Origin of the sequence: Arthrobacter sedimenti, from assembly GCF_042652025.1 — a bacterium.
In the GTDB taxonomy this organism is placed as follows: domain Bacteria; phylum Actinomycetota; class Actinomycetes; order Actinomycetales; family Micrococcaceae; genus Arthrobacter; species Arthrobacter sedimenti.
Map to the genome: position 1 here is coordinate 117386 of NZ_JBHSDQ010000002.1, position 22816 is coordinate 140201.

The 22816-nt window shown below is 67.3% G+C and carries 18 protein-coding genes; 9 read left to right on the forward strand and 9 right to left on the reverse strand.

What is annotated here, in order from left to right:
* Window position 1 precedes the first annotated feature (1 nt).
* From ACFO0G_RS05890 to ACFO0G_RS05900, 3 genes are all read right to left on the reverse strand, one after another.
* Window positions 2-1291 (reverse strand): ArgE/DapE family deacylase, encoded by a 1290-nt coding sequence (locus tag ACFO0G_RS05890; protein ID WP_286402594.1) that lies wholly within the window; start codon window positions 1289-1291, stop codon window positions 2-4.
* A gap of 98 nt (window positions 1292-1389) precedes the next feature.
* A complete protein-coding gene (locus ACFO0G_RS05895; protein ID WP_376976777.1) occupies window positions 1390-2718 on the reverse strand; it encodes an MFS transporter in 1329 nt (442 codons plus the stop codon).
* Between the two features lie 168 nt (window positions 2719-2886).
* Window positions 2887-4080, reverse strand: coding sequence for a helix-turn-helix domain-containing protein (locus ACFO0G_RS05900; protein ID WP_376976778.1), 1194 nt, complete (start codon window positions 4078-4080; stop codon window positions 2887-2889).
* Window positions 4081-4238: 158 nt separating this feature from the next.
* Here ACFO0G_RS05900 and ACFO0G_RS05905 point away from each other — a divergent pair, with 158 nt between their 5' ends.
* Both ACFO0G_RS05905 and ACFO0G_RS05910 read left to right on the forward strand, forming a co-directional pair.
* Window positions 4239-5933 carry an amidohydrolase gene (locus ACFO0G_RS05905; protein ID WP_376976779.1) on the forward strand — a complete coding sequence of 565 codons (1695 nt, stop codon included), beginning with the start codon at window positions 4239-4241 and terminating at the stop codon, window positions 5931-5933.
* Window positions 5930-7183 (forward strand): M20 family metallo-hydrolase, encoded by a 1254-nt coding sequence (locus tag ACFO0G_RS05910; RefSeq protein ID WP_376976780.1) that lies wholly within the window; start codon window positions 5930-5932, stop codon window positions 7181-7183. The genes ACFO0G_RS05905 and ACFO0G_RS05910 overlap by 4 nt, the downstream gene beginning before the upstream one ends.
* Before the next feature lie 76 nt (window positions 7184-7259).
* On the opposite strand, the gene ACFO0G_RS05915 is transcribed toward ACFO0G_RS05910, so the two are convergent.
* Both ACFO0G_RS05915 and ACFO0G_RS05920 read right to left on the reverse strand, forming a co-directional pair.
* Window positions 7260-7985 (reverse strand): hemerythrin domain-containing protein, encoded by a 726-nt coding sequence (locus tag ACFO0G_RS05915; protein ID WP_376976781.1) that lies wholly within the window; start codon window positions 7983-7985, stop codon window positions 7260-7262.
* 137 nt (window positions 7986-8122) lie between these two features.
* Window positions 8123-8953 (reverse strand): alpha/beta fold hydrolase, encoded by an 831-nt coding sequence (locus ACFO0G_RS05920; protein ID WP_376976782.1) that lies wholly within the window; start codon window positions 8951-8953, stop codon window positions 8123-8125.
* A 117-nt stretch (window positions 8954-9070) separates the two neighbouring features.
* Between ACFO0G_RS05920 and ACFO0G_RS05925 the strand changes: the two genes are divergently transcribed.
* The gene (locus ACFO0G_RS05925) at window positions 9071-10327 is read left to right on the forward strand and encodes a S8 family serine peptidase (protein ID WP_376976783.1); all 1257 of its coding nucleotides are present in this window, start codon (window positions 9071-9073) and stop codon (window positions 10325-10327) included.
* A 34-nt stretch (window positions 10328-10361) separates the two neighbouring features.
* On the opposite strand, the gene ACFO0G_RS05930 is transcribed toward ACFO0G_RS05925, so the two are convergent.
* The 3 genes from ACFO0G_RS05930 to ACFO0G_RS05940 all read right to left on the reverse strand — a co-directional run bounded on the left by ACFO0G_RS05930 (window position 10362) and on the right by ACFO0G_RS05940 (window position 15257).
* On the reverse strand, window positions 10362-12599 hold the full coding sequence (locus ACFO0G_RS05930; RefSeq protein ID WP_376976784.1) for a PKD domain-containing protein: 2238 nt from the start codon (window positions 12597-12599) through the stop codon (window positions 10362-10364).
* A 163-nt stretch (window positions 12600-12762) separates the two neighbouring features.
* Window positions 12763-13494 carry a hypothetical protein gene (locus ACFO0G_RS05935; RefSeq protein WP_376976785.1) on the reverse strand — a complete coding sequence of 244 codons (732 nt, stop codon included), beginning with the start codon at window positions 13492-13494 and terminating at the stop codon, window positions 12763-12765.
* 173 nt (window positions 13495-13667) lie between these two features.
* Complete coding sequence (locus tag ACFO0G_RS05940) at window positions 13668-15257, reverse strand: alkaline phosphatase D family protein (RefSeq protein ID WP_376976786.1); 1590 nt, start codon at window positions 15255-15257, stop codon at window positions 13668-13670.
* A 191-nt stretch (window positions 15258-15448) separates the two neighbouring features.
* On the opposite strand from ACFO0G_RS05940, the gene ACFO0G_RS05945 reads away from it, so the two are divergent.
* Window positions 15449-16228, forward strand: coding sequence for an SDR family oxidoreductase (locus tag ACFO0G_RS05945; protein ID WP_376976787.1), 780 nt, complete (start codon window positions 15449-15451; stop codon window positions 16226-16228).
* Window positions 16229-16237: 9 nt separating this feature from the next.
* Here the strand turns inward: ACFO0G_RS05945 and ACFO0G_RS05950 are convergent, their stop codons facing one another.
* The gene (locus ACFO0G_RS05950; protein WP_376976788.1) at window positions 16238-17533 is read right to left on the reverse strand and encodes a GAF domain-containing protein; all 1296 of its coding nucleotides are present in this window, start codon (window positions 17531-17533) and stop codon (window positions 16238-16240) included.
* A gap of 142 nt (window positions 17534-17675) precedes the next feature.
* Between ACFO0G_RS05950 and ACFO0G_RS05955 the strand changes: the two genes are divergently transcribed.
* The 5 genes from ACFO0G_RS05955 to ACFO0G_RS05975 all read left to right on the forward strand — a co-directional run bounded on the left by ACFO0G_RS05955 (window position 17676) and on the right by ACFO0G_RS05975 (window position 22765).
* Entirely contained in the window at window positions 17676-19466 is a 1791-nt protein-coding gene (locus ACFO0G_RS05955) for an NAD(P)/FAD-dependent oxidoreductase (RefSeq protein ID WP_286402629.1), read from the forward strand.
* Between the two features lie 12 nt (window positions 19467-19478).
* Complete coding sequence (locus ACFO0G_RS05960; RefSeq protein WP_376976789.1) at window positions 19479-20534, forward strand: 2,3-butanediol dehydrogenase; 1056 nt, start codon at window positions 19479-19481, stop codon at window positions 20532-20534.
* A gap of 102 nt (window positions 20535-20636) precedes the next feature.
* Complete coding sequence (locus tag ACFO0G_RS05965) at window positions 20637-21356, forward strand: hypothetical protein (protein WP_376976790.1); 720 nt, start codon at window positions 20637-20639, stop codon at window positions 21354-21356.
* Window positions 21357-21398: 42 nt separating this feature from the next.
* Window positions 21399-22076 carry a class I SAM-dependent methyltransferase gene (locus tag ACFO0G_RS05970; RefSeq protein WP_286402638.1) on the forward strand — a complete coding sequence of 226 codons (678 nt, stop codon included), beginning with the start codon at window positions 21399-21401 and terminating at the stop codon, window positions 22074-22076.
* Window positions 22073-22765: an alpha/beta fold hydrolase gene (locus ACFO0G_RS05975; RefSeq protein ID WP_376976791.1), complete on the forward strand. Its 693-nt coding sequence runs from the start codon at window positions 22073-22075 to the stop codon at window positions 22763-22765. The genes ACFO0G_RS05970 and ACFO0G_RS05975 overlap by 4 nt, the downstream gene beginning before the upstream one ends.
* Window positions 22766-22816: the final 51 nt, after the last annotated feature.

A 22816-nucleotide genomic window follows, 5' to 3' on the forward strand; every position in this document is an offset into this window, starting at 1 on the left:
TTTATTGCACCGGGGTTCCCGGCTGCCCGTCAATGCCGCACCAGTCGGCGATGAACAGCGCGATGCTCTTGGTGATCCGGCGGATGGACTCGACCGAGACGCGTTCGTCGAACCCGTGGATCGCCTCAGAAACGGGGCCGTAAACCAGCGCGGGCGTATCGGCGTAAAGAGCGAAGACCCGGCCGTCCAGGTAACCCGGGGTGGTAAAGCTTTCCAGCTCGCGGCCAAACACCTGTGCGTGCGTGCGCTGCAGCATGGCCTCGGCGTCAGTCCCGGGCTCCAGCACGTAGCCCTCGGAGAAGAACCCTGTCTTTTCGCCGACGGCGGTGATTGGGTCTGGCCCGCGGCCCAGGGACTCGAGGCAGTCCTGGAGTTCCTGCCAGGCCTGTTCCGCGACAATGCCGGGATAGATTGCAGCCCGCACATCGAACTCGCACCAGGCCGGGACGCTGGAAGGCCAGTCCCCGCCAGCGATGCCGCCGAAGTTGAAGTTGATGGGGTGGTCAAGGTCCTCGAAGTAGCGGTGCTGTCCGCGGTCCGCGTTCCACTTTTCCTCCACCTCGCGCAGGGCGGATATTGCAGTGTAGGCGGCGTCGATGGCGTTGAAGCCGGTGCCCATTTCGCGCGGATGCGTTGGGTTGCCGGTGACCCTGACCTTGAACCACAGCACGCCCACGTTGGCCCGCACCAGCATGTCCTCCTCGGGTTCGGGGATGATCACGGCGTCGGCCTCGTATCCGCGCATCAGGGCGGAAAGCGAGCCGTTGCCGGTGCACTCCTCCTCGACGACGGACTGGAAGTGGATCCGGCCTGCCGGTGCGAACCCTGCTCTGCGGACAGCGTCGAAGGCGAAAAGATTAGCCGCCAGGCCTGCCTTCATGTCACCGGCCCCGCGGCCGTACAGCCACCCGTCGATGATGGGGGCGTCCCAGGGATAGCGGGACCAGGCCTCGGACGGGCCTTCGGGGACCACATCGATGTGACCGTTGAGAATGAGTGACCGGCCGCGCTCCGTGGCCGGACGGTAGGTGCCCACCACGTTGGTCACGCCGCTATAGTCGACCGTCACCGGTCCAAAGCCGGGATGCGTGGACAGGTCTGCGGGGTCCAGCTCCCACCGGTCCATCTCCATTCCCCGGCCGGCCATGGCCCCGTACATCAGGTCCTGCGCGCTGGCTTCCCGGGTTCGCAGGGACGGGTGCTTCACAAGGTCCTGGGTGAAGGAAAGCTGGTCGTCGAAGGCGGCATCGACGGCGTCCAGGATGCGCCGGGTCTGATCGTCATTGAGCATGGTGGTCTCCTTACGGGAAGGGGAGCCGTCCGCTGGACGGCTCCCCTTGGGTGATTGGTAGTGATAGCGCGGCGGCTTACCGTCCGCCGGTGTCAGTCCTAGCTGGTGACGAGCTTCTTGTCCTGGACGCGCAGGCGCTCGCCGAAGAACCCGCCGACGGCGGTGAGCAGGGAGATGATGGCCAGGATCAGGGCTGCACCCCACGACTGGTTGCCGGAAATGCCCAACATGGCGGTGGCCAGTAGGGGCATGAACCCGCTGGTGGCACCGGCGATGTTGTAGCCCAGGGCCACGCCGGAGTAGCGGAGCTTCGCCGGGAACAGCTCGGTCAGCAGTGCGCCATTGACGGCGTAGGCAACCGCGATGAGCATGATGCCTACCGTGATGGCCAGGGTGATCATCCACGGGGATTTGGTGTCGATCATCGCGAAGAGGGGAAATGACATGACGGCGCTGACGATGCCGCCCCACATGGTCACCTTGCCCGGTCCAATCTTCTCGGCGAGCCGGCCCATCACGAAGGTGACGCCGATCTGGGCCACTGCGGCAACCAGTGTTGCGTTGACCATGACGTTCCGGTCCACCTTGAGGGTGTTGGAGCCATAGCTCACCGCAAAGGTGGTGATCATGTAGAACCCGCCGACGCCGAGCAGTGCGGCGAGTACGGCGATGAGCAGCCGGCCGCCGGCGTGGCGGAAGACCTCGAACGCCGGGACCTTGGCCGTTTCACCCTGGGCCAGCAGATCCTTGAAGATGGGGGATTCCTCCACCTTCAAGCGGATCCAGAGCGCGATACCCAGCATTGGGAAGGCCAGCAGGAACGGAATACGCCAACCCCAGGCATCGAAGGCTTCGGACGGGAACAGCAGTACCAGTGAGAAGGCGCCGGAAGCCAGCAACGTTGCCACCGGCGAGCCCACCTGGACCAGGGCGGCGTACCGGCCGCGCTTTTCAACCGGGGCGTGCTCCACAGCCATGGTCACGGCGCCGCCCCACTCGCCGCCGACGGCGAGGCCCTGGACCAGTCGCAGTATGGCAAGCATGATGGGTGCAGCCAGGCCGATGCTGCCGAAGTCGGGCAACAGGCCAATGAGGGCAGTGGCCGTGCCGATCATGACGATGGTGGTCAGCAGGGCCGGCCGGCGTCCGTACCGGTCGCCGATATAACCGAAGATCATGGCACCGAGGGGTCGGGCTGCGAAGCCGACGCCGAACGTGGCAAAGGAGGCCAGCAGTGCTGCCGTGGCGTCCATGTTGGTGAAGAAGAGCCGGTTGAAAACCAGCGCGGCGGCCGTGCCGAAGAGATAGTAGTCGTACCATTCCAGGGCGGTTCCGACGAAGGCGGCGCGGGCGATCTTTCCTGCGTCTTTGCCGGAGATCACCGGAGGAGCGCCTGCGGCGGTGGGGAGTGAATTCGAGGTGGTCACAGCGTGGGCCCTTTCGAGCGGGTTGAGTCTTGCGTCCCGGTCCCGCGGCGGTCGAAAGGCGCTGGCCTGCTCGCTGCGGTGGTTCCTTCGACATTAGGTGAGTGATAAAGCCCTAAACAATGACAATATCCACCCACTTTTAGGCTTCTAGGTGGGCAATTTCACAAATCAATCCGTGAACTCGCTGTACCGGCTGAGCGAAACAAGGGCCCGCGCAGCCTCCGCCGGGACGGTGAGGTCCAGGCCAATGACCTCGTGCAGGCTGTGCAGGCGGTTGACCACGGTGTTCCGGTGGCAGAACAGTTCCTCCGCGGTCTCCTTGATGGATCCGGTCCGGGCGTAACTGCGCGCCACCTGCAACAGGCGCTGGCGTTCCAGCGGTGTGCACCTGTCCAGGGCCTGCTTTATGGGGGCGGAAAAGCCCGGAAACTTCTGCTCCAGCAGGCCCCCGGCGATGCCCATCCACGTATCCTCCATCGTGGCCAGACCGGTGCCCCGGGGCTTTTGCCGCGCCAGCACCAGCGCCGATGCGGAAGCGGCCGGGACGGCCGCCAGCCCGTCAACATCGGGCACGTATCCGGCGGGGAAACCTGGGCCTTCCTCGCGCCAGGTCCGGCCCTTGCGCTGCTGGCGGAAGACGTACAGGACGCCGGTGTTCTCGTACATATAGGTGCGGTGGTCCGGCTCGAACTGCCGCTGAGCCTGCGCCACCGCGTCGGAGGTCACCGCCAGCACTTCAAAGGTACCGGTGGCCTGCACTCCGAGGGCCGTGGCGAGGTCCTGCGTATCGCCGGGACTGCCTGCTTCGGCGTTGAACAGCCGGGACAGCAGGCGCTGGCGGTACAGCTGCTTGTTGCGGGCCAGCCGTGCCTCCTCCTCGGCATAGGCCTGCTGGATGCTGCTAATATACCCCTCTACGGCGTCCAGGACCCGGTCCATGTTGGCCACCAGGACGCTGATCCCTTGGTTCCGGGCCACCCGTTCCAATCCCCTCCAGAGAACGCGGAAGTCATTGCGGATTGCCTCAAGAAATGCGTCCAGCGGCACGCCCTGGCGCGCCCGGCGGGCCGCCACCTCCCGGGGCAGGGTCTGCAGGTCCGTGGGCAGCTCCAACCCGGCCATCTGATACAGGAACATGTCCATGGTGTCCGCGGCGGTCCGGTACACATCATCCTTGGGAACCAACGCGTCCCCGTAGGAAATCGCGGAGAAGCGTTCCAGGAAGTCATCCACCAGCCGGGAGCGTTCCTTCCACAGGCTCTCCAGCAGTTCAGTCCATTCCGGCTCCATGGGCCGGCCCGGATTGAACTCCCTGGTCACCGGACCTGAGGGGCGCGCGGCAGTGTCGTCTTGGGGTGTCATGCAACCCATTTTATGCAAAAGCCTAAATTAGCGCTTCAAGACCGCGTTTGATGTCCATTGAAGGCAGCAAAATTACAGAGTTGAATGGAGCGCAGCCCCACTTCAAGGCCACTGCCCTGAACCCTCCGTCCCATCCGGAGGCTTATCAAAGAGGATTCATGCCCGTCGATCTCCTGATCCGCAACGCACACGTACTGACCCAGGATGCTTCCCGGCCCATGGCGACGAGCCTGCTCATCCATGACGGCAAGATCCTCGACGTCGATCCGGACCCTGCCCTGGCCGGCCATGCCCGCCAGACCATCGATGCCGCCGGGACCACGATCGTGCCAGGGTTCAACGATGTCCACGCGCACAGCGTGTGGTTCGGCCTCGGGCTCATGGAGGCCAACGCGGGGGCAGCGGCAAGCCTGGAAGAGCTGTACGAGATTGTTGCCGAGGCCGCCGCCGGAAAGGCTCCCGACGAATGGGTGGTGGCGTCCGGCTTCAGCCCCCTGCTGTTCGACGGCCGGCAACCGGACCGCCACCGGCTGGATACGGCCGCCGGGGGACGCCCGGTGTGGATCAAGCACTCGTCGGGCCACGCCTGCACGCTCAACGGCGCGGCGCTGGAACTCGTCGCCGCGCGCGCAGATCTCGGTGCCCCGATTGAGGGCGGACTTGTGGTGATGGGCGACGACGGCCTGCCGACGGGTCTGCTGGAGGAAAATGCCATGCGTCTGGTGCAGGACATCCTGCTGCCGTACCCGCTGGAGACCATTGAGCGCGCGCTGGACCTGGCAACCTCGCACTACCTGTCCGAAGGACTCACCAGCGTTACGGATGCAGGAATCGCCGGCGGCTGGATCGGTTACTCTCCGCGCGAGTTCTCGGCCTACCTGAACGCACGGGACAAGGGGCTGCTCAGTGTCAGGATGCAGCCCATGCTGGTCATGGACGCCCTCCACGAGGTTCCCGGCCACGCCGACGACCCGGCCTCCAGGACTCTGGACGCCGGCATCCGCACCGGGCTGGGCGACGACTGGCTGCGGCTGGGCCCCGTGAAGATCTTCAGCGACGGGTCGCTCCTGGGCAGCACGGCCTATATGACCGAGGACTATGTGGGCTGCACGCACAACCACGGCTACCTGCAGATGGACGCGGACCAGCTGCGCGCATCTGCGCTCGCCGCCTACCGCGCCGGCTGGGCAATCGCGATGCACGCGATCGGCGACCACGCCGTGGACCATGCCATCGCCATCATCACCGAGGCGCAGGAAAAGTTCGGGCTCAATGCACAGCCCAACCGGATCGAGCACGGCGGGGTGGTCCGGCCCGACCAGCTTGACAGGATCGCCAATGCCGGAATCGTGCTGGTCCCGCAGCCGCACTTCATCACCGAGTTCGGCGACGGCATGGCCCGCCTGCTGGGTCCCAAACGCACCGCGTGGTCCTACCCAGGCAAGAGCCTGCTGGAGCGTGGCGTCACCCTGCCGGGCAGCTCGGACCGTCCCGTGTCAAACGGCAGGCCGCTGGATGTCATGCAGTCCTTCGTGGAGCGGCTGACGCCGTCGGGCGAGGTCTACGGGCCGCACGAAAGGATCACGGCGACTGAGGCGCTGGCCGCCTACACCACGGGTTCTGCCGCCGCGACCGGATCCGGGCACATCAAGGGGCGCCTGGCGCCGGGGTACCTGGCTGACCTGGTGTTCCTCGACCAGGACCCCACCGCCGTCGAGCCCTCAAACATTTCAGCCACGCGGGTACTGGCCACCATGGTGGGTGGGCAAATCCGTTTCGGCGCAGAAAATCTACCGGCACCGGCCCGCCCCGCAGACCTGGAGCCGGCGCTGTCAGGAAAGGAAACCCCATGAGCACCACCGATGAGCAGTTCCTCGCGGATTTCGCCACGATGTCCGGCTTTGGCGCCACGCCCGGCGGCGGCGTGGACCGCCAGGCCGGAACCCCGGAGGACCACGCCACCCGGGCCTGGTTCAGCCAATGGCTGGCCAGGCACGGCTACACCGAAACGGTGGACGAGGCCGGCAACCAGTTCGGCACCGTGGAACTGGTGCCCGGCGCCCCCTACGTCCTGGTCGGTTCACACCTGGACTCCCAGCCGTTGGCCGGCCGGTATGACGGGGCCTACGGGGTGCTCGCAGCAGCCCACGCCGGTGCCCGGGTTGCGGCGGAAGCCCGGGCCGGCACGCTCCAGACCGCCTACAACCTGGCCGTGGTGAACTGGTTCAACGAGGAAGGCAGCCGCTTCAAGCCCAGCATGATGGGCAGCGGCGTCTTCACCGGGAAACTGCGGCTGGAGGATGCCCTCGCCACCACCGATCCCGCGGGGACAACCGTGGCCCAAGCCCTTGCCAACGGACACGCTGCCCCTGACGGGAACGCGCCCGTCCTCGCCCAGGTTGCCCGCTACGCCGAAATCCACATCGAGCAGGGCCGGAACCTGGAGGAAAGCGGCACCCAGGTGGGCATCGTGGACAGGACGTGGGCCGCCAGCAAGTACCGGGTGACGGTGGACGGAGCACAGTCGCACACAGGCGCAACCCGCATGGAAGACCGCCGGGACGCCCTCTTCGGCGCCGCACTGGTCATCACCGCCGCGCGTGAACTGGCCGCGGAATTCGAGCCCGGGCTGCTGCACACCTCGGTCTCCGAGCTGTATGTCCTGCCGAACTCGCCGGTCACCATCGCCCGGCAGGTGCTGATGAACCTGGACCTGCGCTCCCCGGACGAATCCGTGCTCGGCCTTGCCATGGAGCGGCTCGAAAAGAGGATCATCGACGCCCAGGCGGACTCCCGCACGGAGATCCGGCTGGACCTGACGCACAACTGGGAAGTGGTGTCCTACCAGCCCGAGGGAGCAGCGCTGGGCAGGGCCAGCGCGGACAGCCTGGGCTACAGCCACGCGGACGTGATGACCGTCGCCGGGCATGATTCGACCAACATGAAGGACGTGGTTCCCACCGTCATGCTCTTCGTCCCCAGCGTGGAGGGGATCTCGCACAACGAGGCTGAGTTCACGCACGACGACGACGCGCTGCGGGGCGTCGAGCTCCTCACCGAGGTTACGCGGCGCCTTGTCCGGGGCGAGTTGGAAGAGGACTAGCAGCCCGACAAGAGCAGTACGACGGCGGGAGGCTGGCTCGCAAAGCCGGCCACCCGCCGTCGTACTTCTAGAGCTTCTAAAGCGTCTCCGGCACCGGCCGGCCCGGGAACAGGGTGGCGTACTGCTTCCGGTACATCCGCCGCCCCACCAGCTTGTAGGCGAGCCGGACCGGGGGTGGGATCTCCTTGAACAGCTCCTTCCGGTCCGCGGGTGGGTTCGTGGCCAGCACCATGCCCAGGTACCCCACCATGAACCTCTTGTCGAGTGCCTTGACCCCGTGCTGCCCCACCGCCGCGGCTTCTTTCTCGCTCATCACCCGGTCCGCGACGGGCATCATCTCGGTGACCTCCCGCCGGAGGTGCACGTTGAGGACGGCGGACAGGTCCTCGTACAGCGCGGCCAGTTCCGACGCCGACTCCTCATCCGCCGTCGACATCCAGCGCAGCCGCACCGGCTCAATGGCATCCAGCCGCTGTGTCACCTGCCGATGCTGCTCCAGCATCTGCCCCACGTGCAGCGCACACGCCGGCGCGCGCTCCTTCAGCTGCGGATACATCAACAGGTCCTCGCCCTCGTGGTGGAGGTGGAGCACCTTGTCGAAGTTCCCCAGCACTTCCCCGACATAGGCGGCGCGGGCCGTGTCGCCCGCCGCGGCCGAACGCACCAGTCCGGGCGCCTCGCCGTAGGCCCAAAGGAAGAAGCGGTGGATGCGCCGCATGGCAGCGGTTCCCGTGCACAGGACGGGTCCCGCTGGAAGGGGAGGCGCGGTCTCGCCGGGCTGCATCGTGAAAAAGTCGGTCATTGTGGGCCCCTATTTTTGTTAGTCAGTGAGACGAAGGACCCTCCCCGCGAGCATCGTAGCCCCGGCCTCGACAGCGCACAACGGCTTGTGGGGAAGTACGACGGCGGCCCCTGGTGGGGTGCGCGGAGTCGTCCTGGTCAGGGGAGCCGGGAGCCGGCCCGCACCGGGGCTTGGTCCTCGCGCACCCGCTCAATCCATTCGGCGAGGAAGGCCTGGACGAGCGCGGGCTGCTCGTGCAGCAGGGCGTGGCCGGCGCGGTCCAGCACGGCAAAAGTGCCGCGCGGGTAGTCCCGGGCCAGCGCCAACCCATCCGCGTATCCGGCGGTGGCGTCCTGCCGCCCCACCAGGACCAGCACGGGACGCGGATACCGGGCTGCCGATTCCGGCCGGTCCCGCAGCTCCCACTGCGAAAAAATGCGGGCCAACCCCTGCTCGTCAACAAGGGATGCTGCAGGAGCCACGAACTGCTGGAACCGTTTCAGCGTTTCGTCCGTCTGGACCACGAAATAGCTGCGGAAAGAGGCCTCGCTTTCCGCGTCGAGGCCGGCAGGACTGACCGACGACACCAGGACCTCATGCTTGGGCACGCTGCCGGTATGCGCGCCGATGGGGCAGATCAGGGCAAACCCGGCCGCCTGCGGCCGCAGGTGGGCAACCGCGCGGGCCAGGTACCCGCCATACGACTGACCGATCATGAGGAACGGTTCATCACCGATCGTGCCGTCGATGAAGCCGAGCAGGAGGTCCAGCACGTCGTCGTTGCTGTTGAGCGACGCGTGAGCCGGGGTGCGGCCCATCCCCGGCAGGTCCGGATACAGGCGGCGGAACCCGGGGATTCTCGCGAACATCGGTTCCAGGCCGCCCGCAATCTCCCGGTGGTCCACTCCGGCGCCGTGCAGGGCAAGGACGGGTGTTCCGCTGCCATGTTCAACGAAATGGACCGGCACGCCGCTGACCACCGCTTCCATCCCGCCAGTGTAAATTCGGCCGGGACTGTGGGGCCAGGGTCCTCGTTACCAGGAAGCGGAGCACTTTGGGGCTCCTGCCCCTTTCGCGTCCCGGCCTGTGGGGCCAAGATGGCCCGCATGAGAAAACTCTTCACCGCCGGCCTCACGGCAGCACTGCTGGTGCTCGGTCCCGTTCCGCTTGCCCTTCCCGCCAATGCTGCAGGAGGCACGTCGCCTCAGCCCGGGCACGTCCTCGTAAAGTTTTACGACGACGGCGCTGCCGCCGGCATCCTGCACAGGCGCGGACTGGACGGCGTGGACGTCGGCAGTACGGGCGCCAGACTGGTCAGCGTGCCCGCCGGCAGCGAAGACCGGTTCATCGAGGCGCTCAGCCGGGACCCCGCCGTCGAGTACGCCGAAGCGGACCAGCCGGTGGCAGCCTTCACCTCCGACCAGTACTTCCCGCGCCAGTACGCCCTGCAGAACGATGGGCAGTCGTTCACCAACACCGCAGGCGACCTCACCATTCCTGCCGGCACGCCCGACGCCGACGTGGATGCCGTCGAAGCGTGGGACGTGACCACCGGCAACGGCGTCAAGGTCGCGGTGCTGGATTCCGGCGTCGCCAGCGACAACCCGGACATCGCACCCAAGGTGGTGGCCCGCGCCAACTTCAGCGGCTCGGCCACCAAGGCAGGGGACCCGGTGGCCGAGGACTACTACGGCCACGGCACCCACGTGGCCGGCAGCGTCGCCGCCACCACCGACAACACCATCGGCGTGGCAGGGGTCTGCCCGGGCTGCTCCATCCTGGCCGGAAAGGTCCTGGACGACAACGGCGTCGGTTCGAGCTCGGCCCTTGCGAACGGCATCAACTGGGCGGTCAGCAACGGCGCCAAGGTGATCAACATGAGCCTGGGCGTCCGGGCATCGCGGACCCTGGAAACCGCCGTCAACAACGCCTGGAGCAAGGGTGTGGTGCTGGTGGCGGCTGCCGGCAACGGCGGGAACCAGACCAAGATCTACCCCGGCGCGTACACCCATGTCATCGCCGTCGGCGCCACCGACAATAACGATGCCAAAGCCTCGTTCTCCACCTACGGCGCAAGCTGGGTGGACGTTGCCGCTCCCGGCGTCAACGTCTACTCCACCTTCCCCAACCACCCCTTCGTGCTGGCCACCCAGAACAACCGGTCCCAGGGCTACGACGTGGGCAACGGAAGCTCGATGTCCTCGGCCATCGTGGCAGGAGCGGCGGCGCTCGCGTGGAGCTCGCATCCGGGCGCCACGAACACCTCCATCAGGGCAGACGTGGAATCCACCGCGGACAAGGTTGCCGGCACCGGCACGTACTGGGCCTACGGCCGGGTGAACGCCGCCGGCGCCGTTAAATAGCGTCAGTTAGCCGCGCTGCCGGGTAAGCGGTGCCCTAGCTGGCCGGCTTCAGCGCGACCTGCCAGGCGGCAACTGCACGCGCACCGCTCAGGGTCCAGGTAGCTGTTCCGCTGGCTCCGGCGGTTGCCTGCACCTTGTCCGCGAGTTCGGCAATCTGCCCACCGGCGGCCTGCCAGCGCTGGGTCCAGCCGGCCGGCGCGGAGGAAACCACAGGGGCTGCGCAGTCACAGCCCACGCCGCCGACCAGCATGGCGCCGTTGGTGGCCGTTGTGACGCTGGGGGCGGTGATGCTGGTGGCGTTGTAGGTGGCGTCCACGGCCGTCGCTGCAGAGGAGTCAAGCGGCGTGGTGTTGTTCACGCCCCGGTAACCGGTGATGCCGCCGCCCCACTTCACGGCCGTGCTGAGCGTCCACGCGTAGCTGGCAGGATCCGAGGCGCCCACCACGTGGTAATAGGCAAAGACCCTGGCACCGGAGGTGGAGGTGCTGTTGATGCCCAGGCCGTTGACCAGCGGAGTCCAGCCCGCCGGGACGGAGGCCATGGTGGGGTTCAGGTCCGTGGTGATGGCGGCGACCAGGACATCACCGGCAGCGGTTCCGGCGGGGGCACCGATGGAGACGGCGGAAGCCGCCGTTCCCGAATAAGTGGTGGACGAGCCGACGACGCCTACCCCTGCGGCCGGCGGCGGTGTGGAGGAGGAACTGACGGTGATCGTGGTGCTGGCAGAACTGGACCCGCCGCTGTTCGTGGCCGTGAGCTTGGCCGTGTAGGTGCCGGCTCCCGCGTAGCTGTGGGCGGGGTTCTGCGCGGTGGAGGTGCTGCCGTCGCCAAAGTCCCAGGCCCAGGAGGTGGGCGTGCCGGTGGACGTGTCAGTGAAGGCGACGTTCAGCGGCGCTGTGCCGGATGTGGGGGAGGCCGTGAAGGATGCCACCGGTGCCGTGACCGCCGGTCCCAGCGGACGGTCCGAGTACCAGTAGCGCTTGGCCACGTCGTCACTGGCCATGACCACGATGCCCGTGGAACTGTCCACACCCTGCTTGGTGGTGGTCACATTGTTCATGTTGGACGACGATGCGCTCTGGATGACGGGGGTCCCGCGGCCGCTGCCAAACACCGGGTTGTCCATGGACGCCGTCTTCTCGTAGATGCTGCCGGCCACCCCGGAGTACGCGCAGCCGGTCACTGACGTGGGCGGGGCTGTCTGGAAAGCGCGGACCAGGTTGTTCTGGGTGTCCAGGACTATCTGCGGCCTGCTGACGCAATCACCCGTTGTGGAGATGGTGGACTGGGTGAAGGAACCCGTGCCCGGCTTGAAGACCAGCAGCAGCAACTGCGGCAGCGTGGGATCACTGGAGACGTCGTTCAGGCTGGTCTTCACCGCGGCGAAGACGCGGCCGCTGGTATCCGACTGCAGGGACTTGATGTTCAGGTGGTCGTCGGCCTGCCCTTGGCCCCGGATGGCCGGCTGGAAGTTCCAGGACGATGACGCCGTGGGGGAGGTCCCATCGGTCCGCGAGGCCCACCATACCGAGCCGGTGAGCTGGTCGCTCCACATCACGCCAATTTTGTTCTTGTTGTAGGACACCACGGCAGAAATGTCATCCGGTGCCGGGTGCGGATTGGAGACCGGGAGGACGAACGGCGCAGCCCAGCTGGAACCGCCGGGCGCCGAGTTGTTGACGAAGACGGTGTTGGTGAAACCGCTGGTGCTGTTGCCCGCCACCTGCGTCCATGTGGCCCAGATGGCGCCCGTGCTGTCCTCGTCGATGGTCATCGACTCGCTGCTGTTGTTGGCAATCACCGTGGGGAACCCGGAGTCGAGCGTGTACTTGCCGCTGGAGTAGCTGTACCGGTAAAGGTATGCGGGCTGTCCGGCGACAGAGGGTTTCGGGTTGGCGTCGGTGGAGATGGTGACCACGTGCGAGGCGATGTAGAGGTGGCTGCCGTCCCACATGGTGTCGGCCAGGGTGCTGCCGCGGGTGTCATTGACCACGCCCGTGTTCACCCAAGTGGCGCTGGGCCGGTCCAGCCGGTAGATGCTCCAGCCGCTGCCGCTGGTCCACATGTCCGCCCACCAGGAGCCGTCATTCCACCACAGCTTGCTCTGGGGCTTGTCCGACGTGGGCGGATTGGCGACGCCGGAGTAGGCGATGCTCTGGGTCCCGTAGACGGGATCTGCGGAAGCCGGCGGCGCTCCCACCAGGGCGGCAGCCGCTATCAGGACCAGAACCACGGCCTGCCGTAACCAACCTGGGAAAACTTCGCTCTTCATGGCCGGCTCCTGGGACTTGATGCCGCAGTGGCATATTTACTTGCCGGAGTCCTGCCGCCGGCCCAGCCCGACGCAACCCCTAGGGGACTTAGGGTAGGCCCCTAATCGATCCCCTAACAAGAGCCCCTGGTACCTGTTTTTGTTGCCTAGGGCTACTGGTTATCTAAGTGCTGGACTCGGCGCGCTGCTTGACCCCGCGGAGCACGCCAACCTCCATGTAGTGGTGCAGCGGGTCACCAATGAAAAGGTCGACGCCGCGTGCCAGCATCAGCGCGCCCGGCACGTTCCGGAGGGTGGATGCCAGAGCCCGGGTCACCGCCGGAGCGTCGGGACCGGCGCCGCGTACGGCGGCACTGAGATACCCCGGGCCGCGGTACCGGATGATGAAGCGGGTGCGGTTTCCGGGGAGGGTCCGCAGGATGAACTGCTCTCCGGCCACGAGATGCTTGTTGAGTTCGAGCTCGGAGACGGTGGCGAAAACGCCGGCACCGTACGGGACCTTGTCCCCGACCTTGAGGTCCTGCAGCTCCGGGTGGATCCGCGTCGCCGAGTGTTTTCCCTCGACGTACCGGGCGTGGAACAGGGTCCGCTCAACCCGGTCGTGCGTGTAGAAACCCGCACGATAGATCCCCATCTGCACGATCCATGGCCACACGCGGTCCGGCGGGGCATCGATGGTGATGGCCCGGGTGCTTTGGAACACCGGCCGGGGCTCCAGGCCGTCGCCGGGCAGGGGCTCCACCGCTTCCGTTCCCTCGGTTCCCCACCGCAGCATGGCCGGGCGCCACAGCAGATACGCCGCCAGCTGCGCGAAGAGCGACACCGCCAGGAGCAGCCAGCGCCGGCGGCGTACCGTTCCGCGGCCCGCCCGTACACTATGTCGTCGTCCGGACATAGCCGCCAAAATGCCACGGGACCCCCGCCACCAGAAGTGCCGAAGGTCCCGCCAGCCCACCGTCGACGCGCTTGCGTAACTATTGCCTTCAACGGGAGCACGGAACCCCGCAAATACAGGGGACCGCCTTAACCAACCGCCGATAAATCACGCAAACGCGTCACACACGAAGGTCAGGCGCGCGACTGAAGCCCCGGGACGCCGTCGCGGATTTCGAAGGAGGCCTTGGTGGAAACCGGTGCGCCCGGCGTCGTGACGTGGTCCAGCACCCGGAAGTCAGCGGTCATCGCGTCGCGGGTGATCCGGGTGTTCACGTAGCCGCGGTTGTCGTTGTAGAACTTCAGGTGCTGGTTCCAGGCCATGGTGGCGTCCGTGGTGGAGCCGCTGCCGTTGCCGGTGGAGGTGATGGACGTGCACACCAGCTCCGCGCCGACCACGGGGGAGCCGGGGTCCTTGTAGTCCACCTTGACGTCGTTGGCCCAGTGCCGGTGCACATCCCCGGTGAGTACGACGGCGTTGCGGACGTTCGCCTCCACCCAGCCCTGGGTGATGCGGCGGCGGGACGCCGCGTACCCGTCCCAGCCGTCCATGGAGACGTCGTCGATCTCAGGTGCCTTATTGCGGTCGCGTTCGGCGAAGAAGACCTGCTGGCCCAGGATGTCCCAGCGCTGGGTGGAGTCGCGGAAGCCGTCCAGCAGCCACTTTTCCTGCTCGGCGCCGGTGATGGTCCGGTCCTCCGCGAGGCGTTCGGTGACGTTTTCCTTCCAGCCGTCGCCGGCCAGCTGGTCGTCGCGGTACTGCCGGGTATCCATCATGTGGAAGTTAGCCAGCTGGCCCCACTGGATCCTGCGGTAGATCTTCATGTCCGGGCCGGCCGGCAGCGACGACGGGCGCAGCGGCATGTTCTCGTAGTAGGCCTGGAATGCGGCGGCCCGGCGCTGCCGGAAGTGCCCTACGCTGTCGTCGAGCTGCCCGGCGTCCTTGTTCTCGGGCACGTCGTCCGCCCAGTTGTTGTCCACCTCGTGGTCATCCCACACCACTGCCCAGGGTGCGATTGCGTGCGCAGCCTGCAGGTCGGCGTCGGCCTTGTACTGGGCGTGCCGCTGCCGGTAGCTCTCCGGCGTGACGGTCTCCGGGCCCTCATGGTCGCGCGGGTTGCCGCCGCCAATCACGTAGCTGTCCTTCTTGTATTCGTACAGGTAGTCGCCCAGGTGCAGCACCAGGTCCGGGTGGTCCTCGGCCAGGCGGCGGTAGGCGGTGAAGTAGCCGTGCTCGTACTGCGCGCAGCTGGCGAACGCCATGGCCAGGGCGGCCGGCGTCTCGTGCAGTGCCGGGCTGGTCAGGGTGCGGCCCACCGGGCTGAGGTGCCTGCCGGCGCGGAACCGGTAGAAGTACTCGCGGCCGGCCTTCAACCCGCGCAGCTCCACGTGCACCGAATGCGCAGCTTCAGGACGGGCCTGCTCCACGCCGCGGGCCACCACCTTCCGCATGCTTTCGTCCTCGGCCACCTCCCACTGCACGGCCACGGGGCGGGACGGCATACCGCCCAGCCCGTCCTCGGCCACCGGGTTCAGGGCCAGGCGGGTCCAGAGGACGAAGCCGTCCGGCCACGGCTCGCCGGATGCGATGCCGAGCATGAAGGGATCGTTGCGGAGGCCGGCGTCGTCAGCGGTGGAAACCGCGACGGCGGCGCCCGGCAGGGCTGCGACCAGGCCGGCGCCGAGGCCGGCCGAGATAAGGGTTCTGCGGGAGATGTTGTCCATGGCTCCCACGCTATTTCCAGCTTCTGTACAGGTTTCGAGGAGGATATGAATGGGGGGTTAACGGCTTGACAAGAGCTGTGAACTTTGTGCGGCCGGCCCCGCGTCCGGTGCGGGCCTTTGGACTCTGGCTCAGTGCAGGCTTCCCGGGCAAACTTGGGCCCGACCCCATCCGGCCAGCGAAAGAAGGAACCATGCCCCGCACCTCCGTCGTCACCGGCGCCGCCTCCGGCATTGGCAAGGCAACCAAGGAACTCCTGGAACAGCGGGGCGAACGCGTGATCGGGGTGGACCTGCACGACGCCGAGGTAGTGGCCGATCTTGCCAGCGCGGAAGGAAGGGCCGCATTGGTAGACGCTGTACGAAAAGTCAGCGGCGGCAGGATCGATGCCATTTACGCCAATGCCGGACTCGCATCCGCGGCGCCGCCGACTGTCGCCGTCAACTTCTTTGGAGCGATAGCAACACTCGAAAAACTCAGGCCCCTGCTGAAGGGATCCGACGCCCCGCGCGCGGTGGTGGTCTCATCCATGGCAGCCCTCATGGCCAGCGACGAAGAGCTGGTGGGGCGGCTGACCGCAGGAGACGAGCAGGCAGCCATGGCCCGCGCCGAGGTCCTGGCCAAGGAACCGACCACTGGCGGGCTCATCTACTGTTCCACGAAGCTCGCATTGTCCCGGTGGGTCCGCCGCCAGGCCGCCACCGCCGACTGGGCCGGAGCCGGGATCCCCCTGAACGCCGTGGCTCCCGGAATCATTGCCACCCCCATGACCGCCGAGATGATCGATACCGAACAAGAACGGGAGTCGCTGTTGAAAGTGGTCCCAATGCCACTGAACGGGATTGCCGAACCGGTTGTCGTGGCCCGCCTGCTGGCCTGGCTCAACAGCGTGGAGAACACCCACCTGTGCGGGCAGATTGTCTATGTCGACGGCGGAAGCGACGTGGTGCTGCGCGGCGATTCGGTCTGGTGAGGGCCGGGCCTAGTAACCGGCCGTGCATCCCGCCCTGAACGCCAGGTACCGCGGATCCCCGCGGCCCACCAGCCGGCCCAGCGCCCCAACGGCCAAGGAATCAGCGGCCCCCATGTCCGTGGCCAACCACCGCACCAGCAGCGAGGCGTCCCCGCTGGCCCGAACGGCCGAGCCCACCGCCATGTCCAGTTGGTCCCGGAGCAGCTGCACCGTGAGGGCAACGGACCGGCTGAGCAGGGGAGCGCTGTACGCCTCCAGCGCCTCGGCAACCAGGCCCGCGCGCAGCAGCCTCAGCACCTGCCCCGCGTCGGAACGACCAGCCAGCGCGGGAGCAAGCCGGTAGGGGTTGGACTCCACGGCGCTGCCCAGCATGGACCGTACCCGGAACATCTCGGTCCGGATGGCCTGCGGGGTGCCCACGTCGCCATGCAGCTCGTACGCCAGCTCCTCCGCGGACCAGCCCTGCGCCCGGGAATCCAGCAGCGCCAGGATCTCCGCCCGGCGCAGGGTCAAAGACACACGGCTCCCATCGGCAAACACCGCGGCGGGCTTGTCGCCGAGAAGTTCCAGCCGCTCCACCGCGGCAGCCGGACGCGAAGGGAAAGCCGCAGGCTGCCGGGAAGCACCAACGGGAGACAAGGCACCCAAGGAGGTGCCGCCGTCGGACGTTCCCAGCAAAGCCTCTGCCACCCGCACGGCGCAGCGCACCATCCGCAAAGTGTCCGCGCTGAGGGTGTCCAAGGGCCCGGACACGTCCAGCACCCCGAGCACCTGCCCGGTGGCAGGGTCCGTAATGGGCGCCGCGGTGCAGGCCCATTCGTGGTGCGTGCGGACCAGGTGTTCGGCGGAGAACAGCTGCACGGGGCCGCCGGTGACCAGGGCTTCGCTGATGGCGTTGGTGCCGATACCGGCTTCTGACCAGTCGGCCCCTTCCAGGAATTCCAGGTGGTCGGCCCGGCGGAGGACAGCCGGACTGCCCACCCGCCAGAGGACCTCGCCGCCGGCATCGGTGAGCACCAGCAGGTGGCGGCCGGAGCGGGAATCATCGGCCAGGAGGTCGTGCAGCGCGGGCATCACCTGCTGCAGCCGGTGCTCCCGCCGCAGCTCCAGCACCTCCGCCACCTCGTGCAGGTGCCGCGGGCTGTGCTGGTCCGGGCTGATGCCCAAAGCCATGGAGCGGTGCCACGAATCGACCAGGCTGGTGGAGATCTCCGGCCGCGGGACGCCGGAAATGACCAGCTCGTGCGCGCGGCGCAGCGTCCGTGCATACGTTGTCGGGTCCGAAAACCTCAGGCCGTGGTCCACTCTTTCCTCCTCACAGCCGGCACCTTTGCCGGATTCGTGTAACGCCCCTGTTACCCCCGCCGCGTTCCACTAGTGATGCAGCTCACGCCCGCCCCAGCATATCGGGCAGGCGGAGCCCGAGGAACAGCACAAAGGAGTGGAGATGACCCAAACACCCACCGCTGCCGCGCAGGCCTGGCTTTCCGGCCTGGATGACGCGCTGCAGCGGCGCGACGTGGACGCCGCGCTGGAACTTTTCGAGGATGAAACCTACTGGCGGGACTTTGTGGCGTTCACCTGGAACCTGAAAACCCTGGAAGGCAAGGCGGACATCCGCCGCATGCTCGAGGCCACGCTGGACCGGGTGCAGCCCTCCAACTGGGCTCTGTCTGAGGATGCCATCGGGGACGCGGAGAACGTGGAAGCCTGGATCACGTTCGAAACCGGTGCCGCGCGTGGCTACGGCCACCTCCGGCTCCGCAACGGCAAGTGCTGGACGCTGCTGACCACCATGCAGGAGCTGAAGGGCTTCGAGGAGAAGAAGGGCCCGCGGCGCGAGCAGGGAGTGGCCCACGAGATCGTCCGCGGACGCAAGTCCTGGAAGGAGCTCAAGGAGGAGCAGGAGGCCCGGCTGGGCTACGAGGAGCAGCCCTACTGCGTGATCATCGGCGGCGGGCAGGGCGGGATCGGCCTCGCGGCGCGGCTGAAGCGGTTGGGCGTGCCCACCATCATCGTCGAAAAGAACCAGAACCCCGGCGACTCCTGGCGCAACCGCTACAAGTCCCTGCACCTACACGACCCCGTCTGGTACGACCACCTGCCCTACCTGAAGTTCCCTGACGATTGGCCGGTCTTCGCCGCCAAGGACAAGATCGGCGACTGGCTGGAGCACTACACCCGCATCATGGAGCTTAACTACTGGTCCGGCACCGAGTGCGTCAAGGCAGTGTACGACGACGGCGCGCAGGAATGGGAGGTCAACGTCCTTCGCAACGGCGAGCCGGTGACGCTCCGGCCCAAGCAGCTCATTTTCGCCCTGGGCGTCTCCGGCTACCCGAACATTCCAAAGTTCGACGGCGCCGAGACCTTCCTGGGCGAGCAGCGGCACTCCTCCCAGCATCCCGGTGGAGGTGACTGGACGGGCAAGAAGGCCGTGGTGATCGGCTCCAACAACTCGGCCCACGACATCTGCGCCGACCTCTGGGAGCACGGCGCCGACGTCACCATGGTCCAGCGCTCCTCCACCCACATCGCCCGCAGCGAATCCCTGATGGACCTTGCGCTGGGGGACCTGTACTCGGAGCGGGCGCTCGCGGCCGGCGTCACCACGGAGAAGGCGGACCTGCTGTTCGCCTCGCTGCCCATGCGAATCCTCCCGGAGGCGCAGGTGCCGGTGTACCAGGAGATGGCCAAGCGGGACGCGGAGTTCTATTCGCAGCTGGAGGCCGCCGGGTTCGACCTGGACTTCGGCGTGGACGGGTCCGGCCTGTTCGTGAAGTACCTGCGGCGCGGCTCCGGCTACTACATCGACGTAGGTGCTTCCCAGCTGATCATCGACGGCCGGGTGAAGCTCAAGTCCGGGCAGGTCGCCAAGATCACCGGCAACGCCGTGGTCATGGACGACGGCACCGAGCTGGAGGCGGACCTGATTGTCTATGCCACCGGCTACGGCTCGATGAACGGGTGGCTGGCAGACCTGGTCTCGCCCGAAATCGCGGACCAGGTGGGCAGGTGCTGGGGATACGGCTCAGACACGCCAAAAGACCCTGGTCCGTGGGAGGGGGAGCTGCGCAATATGTGGAAGCCCACCAACGTGCCCAACCTCTGGATCCATGGCGGCAACCTGCACCAGAGCCGGCACTACTCCGCCTACCTGGCGCTGCAGCTGAAGGCCCGGATGGAAGGACTCGAGACCCCCGTCTACGAACTGCAGCCCAGCCACCACACCCGCTAAGGAGAACCCATCATGAAGGCAGCACGTTTCCACGCCCGCAAGGACATCCGGATCGAGGACATCCCGGAGCCGGAGCTGCGGGCGGGGACGGTGAAGATCGACGTCGCCTGGTGCGGCATCTGCGGCACCGACCTGCATGAGTACCTGGAGGGGCCTATCTTCTGTCCCGCACCCGGGCATCCACACCCGCTGTCCCACGAGGAATCCCCGGTGACCCTGGGGCACGAATTCTCCGGGACTGTGGCTGAAGTCGGCGAAGGCGTGGAGGGGCTGGCAGTGGGTGACAACGTCGTCGTCGAACCCTACTTTGTGGACGGGACCTGCGACATGTGCCAGGCCGGCAGCTACCACCTGTGCCGGCAGATGGGCTTCATCGGGCTGTCCGGCGGCGGGGGAGGGCTAAGCGAGAAGATCGTGGTGGACCAGCGCTGGGTGCACCCCATCGGGAACATCCCGCTGGATGAGGCCGCCCTGATCGAACCGCTGTCCGTGGCCCATCACGCGGTGGCGCGCAGTGGCGTCAAGGAAGGCGACGTGGCCCTGGTGGGCGGGTCCGGGCCAATCGGTTTGCTCACCGCGGCCGTGCTCAAGGGCATGGGCGTGACCACGATCATCAGCGAGCTCACCCAGGCCCGGAAGGAGAAGGCCACCTCCAGCGGCGTGGCCGACCACGTGCTGGACCCGAGCCAGGAGAACGTGCCGGAGCGGGTCCGCGAGCTCACCGGCGGCACCGGGGCGGACGTCGCCTTCGAATGCGCGGGCGTGAACGCGGTCCTGGACACCATGCTCGACGCCGTCCGGCCGGGGGCCGTGGTGGTCAACGTGTCCATCTGGGGTGCGCCGGCCACTGTGGACATGCAGAAGATCGTGCTCAAGGAGATCGACCTGCGCGGCACCATCGCCTATGTCCGGGACCACCCGGCGGTCATCAAGATGGTGCAGGAAGGCAAGGTGGACCTCAAGCCGTTCATCACCGGCCGGATCGCGCTGGAGGACCTGGTGGAGCAGGGCTTTGACACCCTCATCAACCACAAGGACACCGCGGTGAAGGTGCTGGTGCATCCGTAGCCCGGGGCGCTCGGACTTAAGGCCCTGTTTCCCCATAAACCTCAGGCGTAGCTTGAATGTGGGTCCCGCAACCGCGGGGCCCACATTCAAGGGGGGGGCATCATGACCAGGCCCAGGCATACGGCGCTCAGCGTTCTCGGGCTCAGCGGCCTGTTGCTCCTCACAGGGTGCTTCGGCCCGCCCAGCCCGTCGCCGACCAGCAGTTCCGCGGCACCGTCGGCGAGCCCCACCACCAGCGCCACCCCAAGTACGACGGCGACCGGCACCGCAACGGCGACCCCGACGTCACCGCCCAGCACCTCAGCCGCGCCCACCACCGCGGCCGCCCCTCCGCCGTCGTCTGCCCCAGCCGGCCCGCCACCCACGCAGGAGCCCCAGCCGACGCAGGAACCCCAGCCCACCGGCCTCCCGGAACAAACCGGCCCGCTAACCATCTACTACGTGGCCGTGGACGACAACGGCGTCTCCGGTCCCCGGATAGGCTGCGGCGACAGCCTGGTGGCCACCACCACGGGGCCGGTCCGGTTCACCGACCAGGTGCGGCCCAGTGTGGAGACACTGCTCGCCAACAAGAAGCGGGACGTGGGGATGTCCGGGCTGATCAACGTGCTGTACCAGTCCAGCCTGACGTACCTGGGCGGCGAGCTGAACGGCAGCACCATCAGCATCTGGCTTTCCGGGCAGTTCATGCTGGGTGGCGTCTGTGACATCCCCAGGGCCAAGGCGCAGCTGGAGTACACCGCCATGGCCGCCTCGGGAGCCACTAGCGCATTGGTATACGTCAACGGCCGGCCGATTGACGAGGTCCTCAGCCTCAAGTAGTTAAAAGTGGGTACGCCGGCAGCAGCCCCTGGGAGGAACCGGATGGACAGCCTGCAGCACCCGCTCTTCGCCCGCGCTTTCGCCCGGGTGGTTGGCGGCATGGACCGCCGCGGGGCAGCCGAGCACCGCCGCCGCATCCTTGCCGGGCTGCACGGCTCCGTCATCGAGATCGGAGCGGGGGCTGGATCGTCCTTCCCGCTCTACCCTTCAACCGTGACCCATGTCCTGGCCCTGGAACCGGAGGACTATTTGCGGGACGTGGCGCAGGAGGCGGCACCATCGGCGAGCGTTCCGGTGACCGTTGTCGATGCCGCCGCGGAGCACATCCCGGCAGAAACGGCCAGCGCCGACGCGGTGGTGGCCAGCCTTGTCCTCTGCAGTGTCAGGGACCAGGCTGCGGTGCTCGCCGAGATCCGCCGCGTCCTCAAGCCCGGCGGGACCCTTGCCTACTACGAGCACGTCCGGTCGGGGCACCCGCTCGTGGCCAAGGCGGAGGATGTGCTGACCCCTGTCTGGGGGCGGTTCATGGGCGGCTGCCACCTCAACCGGGACACCCTGGCAGCGATCACCGCGGCAGGGTTCACGGTTCAGGACCACGAACGGTTCGGTTTCCCCGTGCAGCGCTTGAATCCTTCCCTCGCCCACATCCTTGGCACGGCCACCAGCCCCGGGCCGCCCAGCCAGACGCCAAGTCCTGCTGACCCGGGCAGCACAGCATGAAAACCCTGACCCTGCCGGGAGCGGATGGGGTGCGGATCAGCGTCAAGGAGTCCGGCGACCCCGGCGCGCCTCCCGTGGTGCTGCTGCATGCCCTGGGCGACACCGCAGGGGACTGGGGCACGATTGCCGCAGGGCTCGAACCGGGCTTCAGGGTGTTCGCCATCGACCTCCGCGGCCACGGGGGCAGCGGCCGGCCCGGGAAGTATTCCTTCGAGCTCATGCGCGACGACGTCGTGGCTGTCCTGGACGCGCTGGACCTCCACGACGTGATCCTGGTGGGGCATTCCATGGGCGGAGTGGTGGCCTACCTCGTCGCACTGGCACAGTCCGGCCGGCTGGCCCGCCTGGTCGTCGAGGACGCCCCGCCGCCGTACCCGCGGACGCGCACCCTGCCGGAACGGCCCCCGGGCGAGTTGCCTTTCGACTGGGCTGTCGTCACCGCCGTCGCCGGGCAGGTCAACGACCCCTTGCGCCGCTGGTGGCCCAGGCTGCCCGAAATCATGGTGCCCACGCTGCTGATCGGCGGCGGCGCCGGCAGCCACATCCCGCAGGAGTTGCTCACGGAGGTCGCAGAGCTGATCCCTGACTGCGCCCTGGTCACCCTGGAGACAGGGCACAATGTGCACGCCGCCGCCCCGGACCAGTTCCTCAACGCCATCATGTCCTGGCTGGAGAAACGGGCGCTGTGATGGCCAGGGAGAAGTTGCTCGGGTGACTGTCAGACACGGGTCGTACCCTAG

What these genes read in the sequence shown, in the direction of transcription:
- ACFO0G_RS05945 (WP_376976787.1), top strand. Translation starts at nt 15,449, where the DNA reads ATGCCCCGCACCTCCGTCGTCACCGGCGCCGCCTCCGGCATTGGCAAG.
- ACFO0G_RS05915 (WP_376976781.1), bottom strand. Translation starts at nt 7,985, where the DNA reads ATGACCGACTTTTTCACGATGCAGCCCGGCGAGACCGCGCCTCCCCTT.
- ACFO0G_RS05920 (WP_376976782.1), bottom strand. Translation starts at nt 8,953, where the DNA reads ATGGAAGCGGTGGTCAGCGGCGTGCCGGTCCATTTCGTTGAACATGGC.
- ACFO0G_RS05935 (WP_376976785.1), bottom strand. Translation starts at nt 13,494, where the DNA reads ATGTCCGGACGACGACATAGTGTACGGGCGGGCCGCGGAACGGTACGC.
- ACFO0G_RS05955 (WP_286402629.1), top strand. Translation starts at nt 17,676, where the DNA reads ATGACCCAAACACCCACCGCTGCCGCGCAGGCCTGGCTTTCCGGCCTG.
- ACFO0G_RS05910 (WP_376976780.1), top strand. Translation starts at nt 5,930, where the DNA reads ATGAGCACCACCGATGAGCAGTTCCTCGCGGATTTCGCCACGATGTCC.
- ACFO0G_RS05925 (WP_376976783.1), top strand. Translation starts at nt 9,071, where the DNA reads ATGAGAAAACTCTTCACCGCCGGCCTCACGGCAGCACTGCTGGTGCTC.
- ACFO0G_RS05940 (WP_376976786.1), bottom strand. Translation starts at nt 15,257, where the DNA reads ATGGACAACATCTCCCGCAGAACCCTTATCTCGGCCGGCCTCGGCGCC.
- ACFO0G_RS05900 (WP_376976778.1), bottom strand. Translation starts at nt 4,080, where the DNA reads ATGACACCCCAAGACGACACTGCCGCGCGCCCCTCAGGTCCGGTGACC.
- ACFO0G_RS05930 (WP_376976784.1), bottom strand. Translation starts at nt 12,599, where the DNA reads ATGAAGAGCGAAGTTTTCCCAGGTTGGTTACGGCAGGCCGTGGTTCTG.
- ACFO0G_RS05975 (WP_376976791.1), top strand. Translation starts at nt 22,073, where the DNA reads ATGAAAACCCTGACCCTGCCGGGAGCGGATGGGGTGCGGATCAGCGTC.
- ACFO0G_RS05965 (WP_376976790.1), top strand. Translation starts at nt 20,637, where the DNA reads ATGACCAGGCCCAGGCATACGGCGCTCAGCGTTCTCGGGCTCAGCGGC.
- ACFO0G_RS05970 (WP_286402638.1), top strand. Translation starts at nt 21,399, where the DNA reads ATGGACAGCCTGCAGCACCCGCTCTTCGCCCGCGCTTTCGCCCGGGTG.
- ACFO0G_RS05960 (WP_376976789.1), top strand. Translation starts at nt 19,479, where the DNA reads ATGAAGGCAGCACGTTTCCACGCCCGCAAGGACATCCGGATCGAGGAC.
- ACFO0G_RS05890 (WP_286402594.1), bottom strand. Translation starts at nt 1,291, where the DNA reads ATGCTCAATGACGATCAGACCCGGCGCATCCTGGACGCCGTCGATGCC.
- ACFO0G_RS05905 (WP_376976779.1), top strand. Translation starts at nt 4,239, where the DNA reads ATGCCCGTCGATCTCCTGATCCGCAACGCACACGTACTGACCCAGGAT.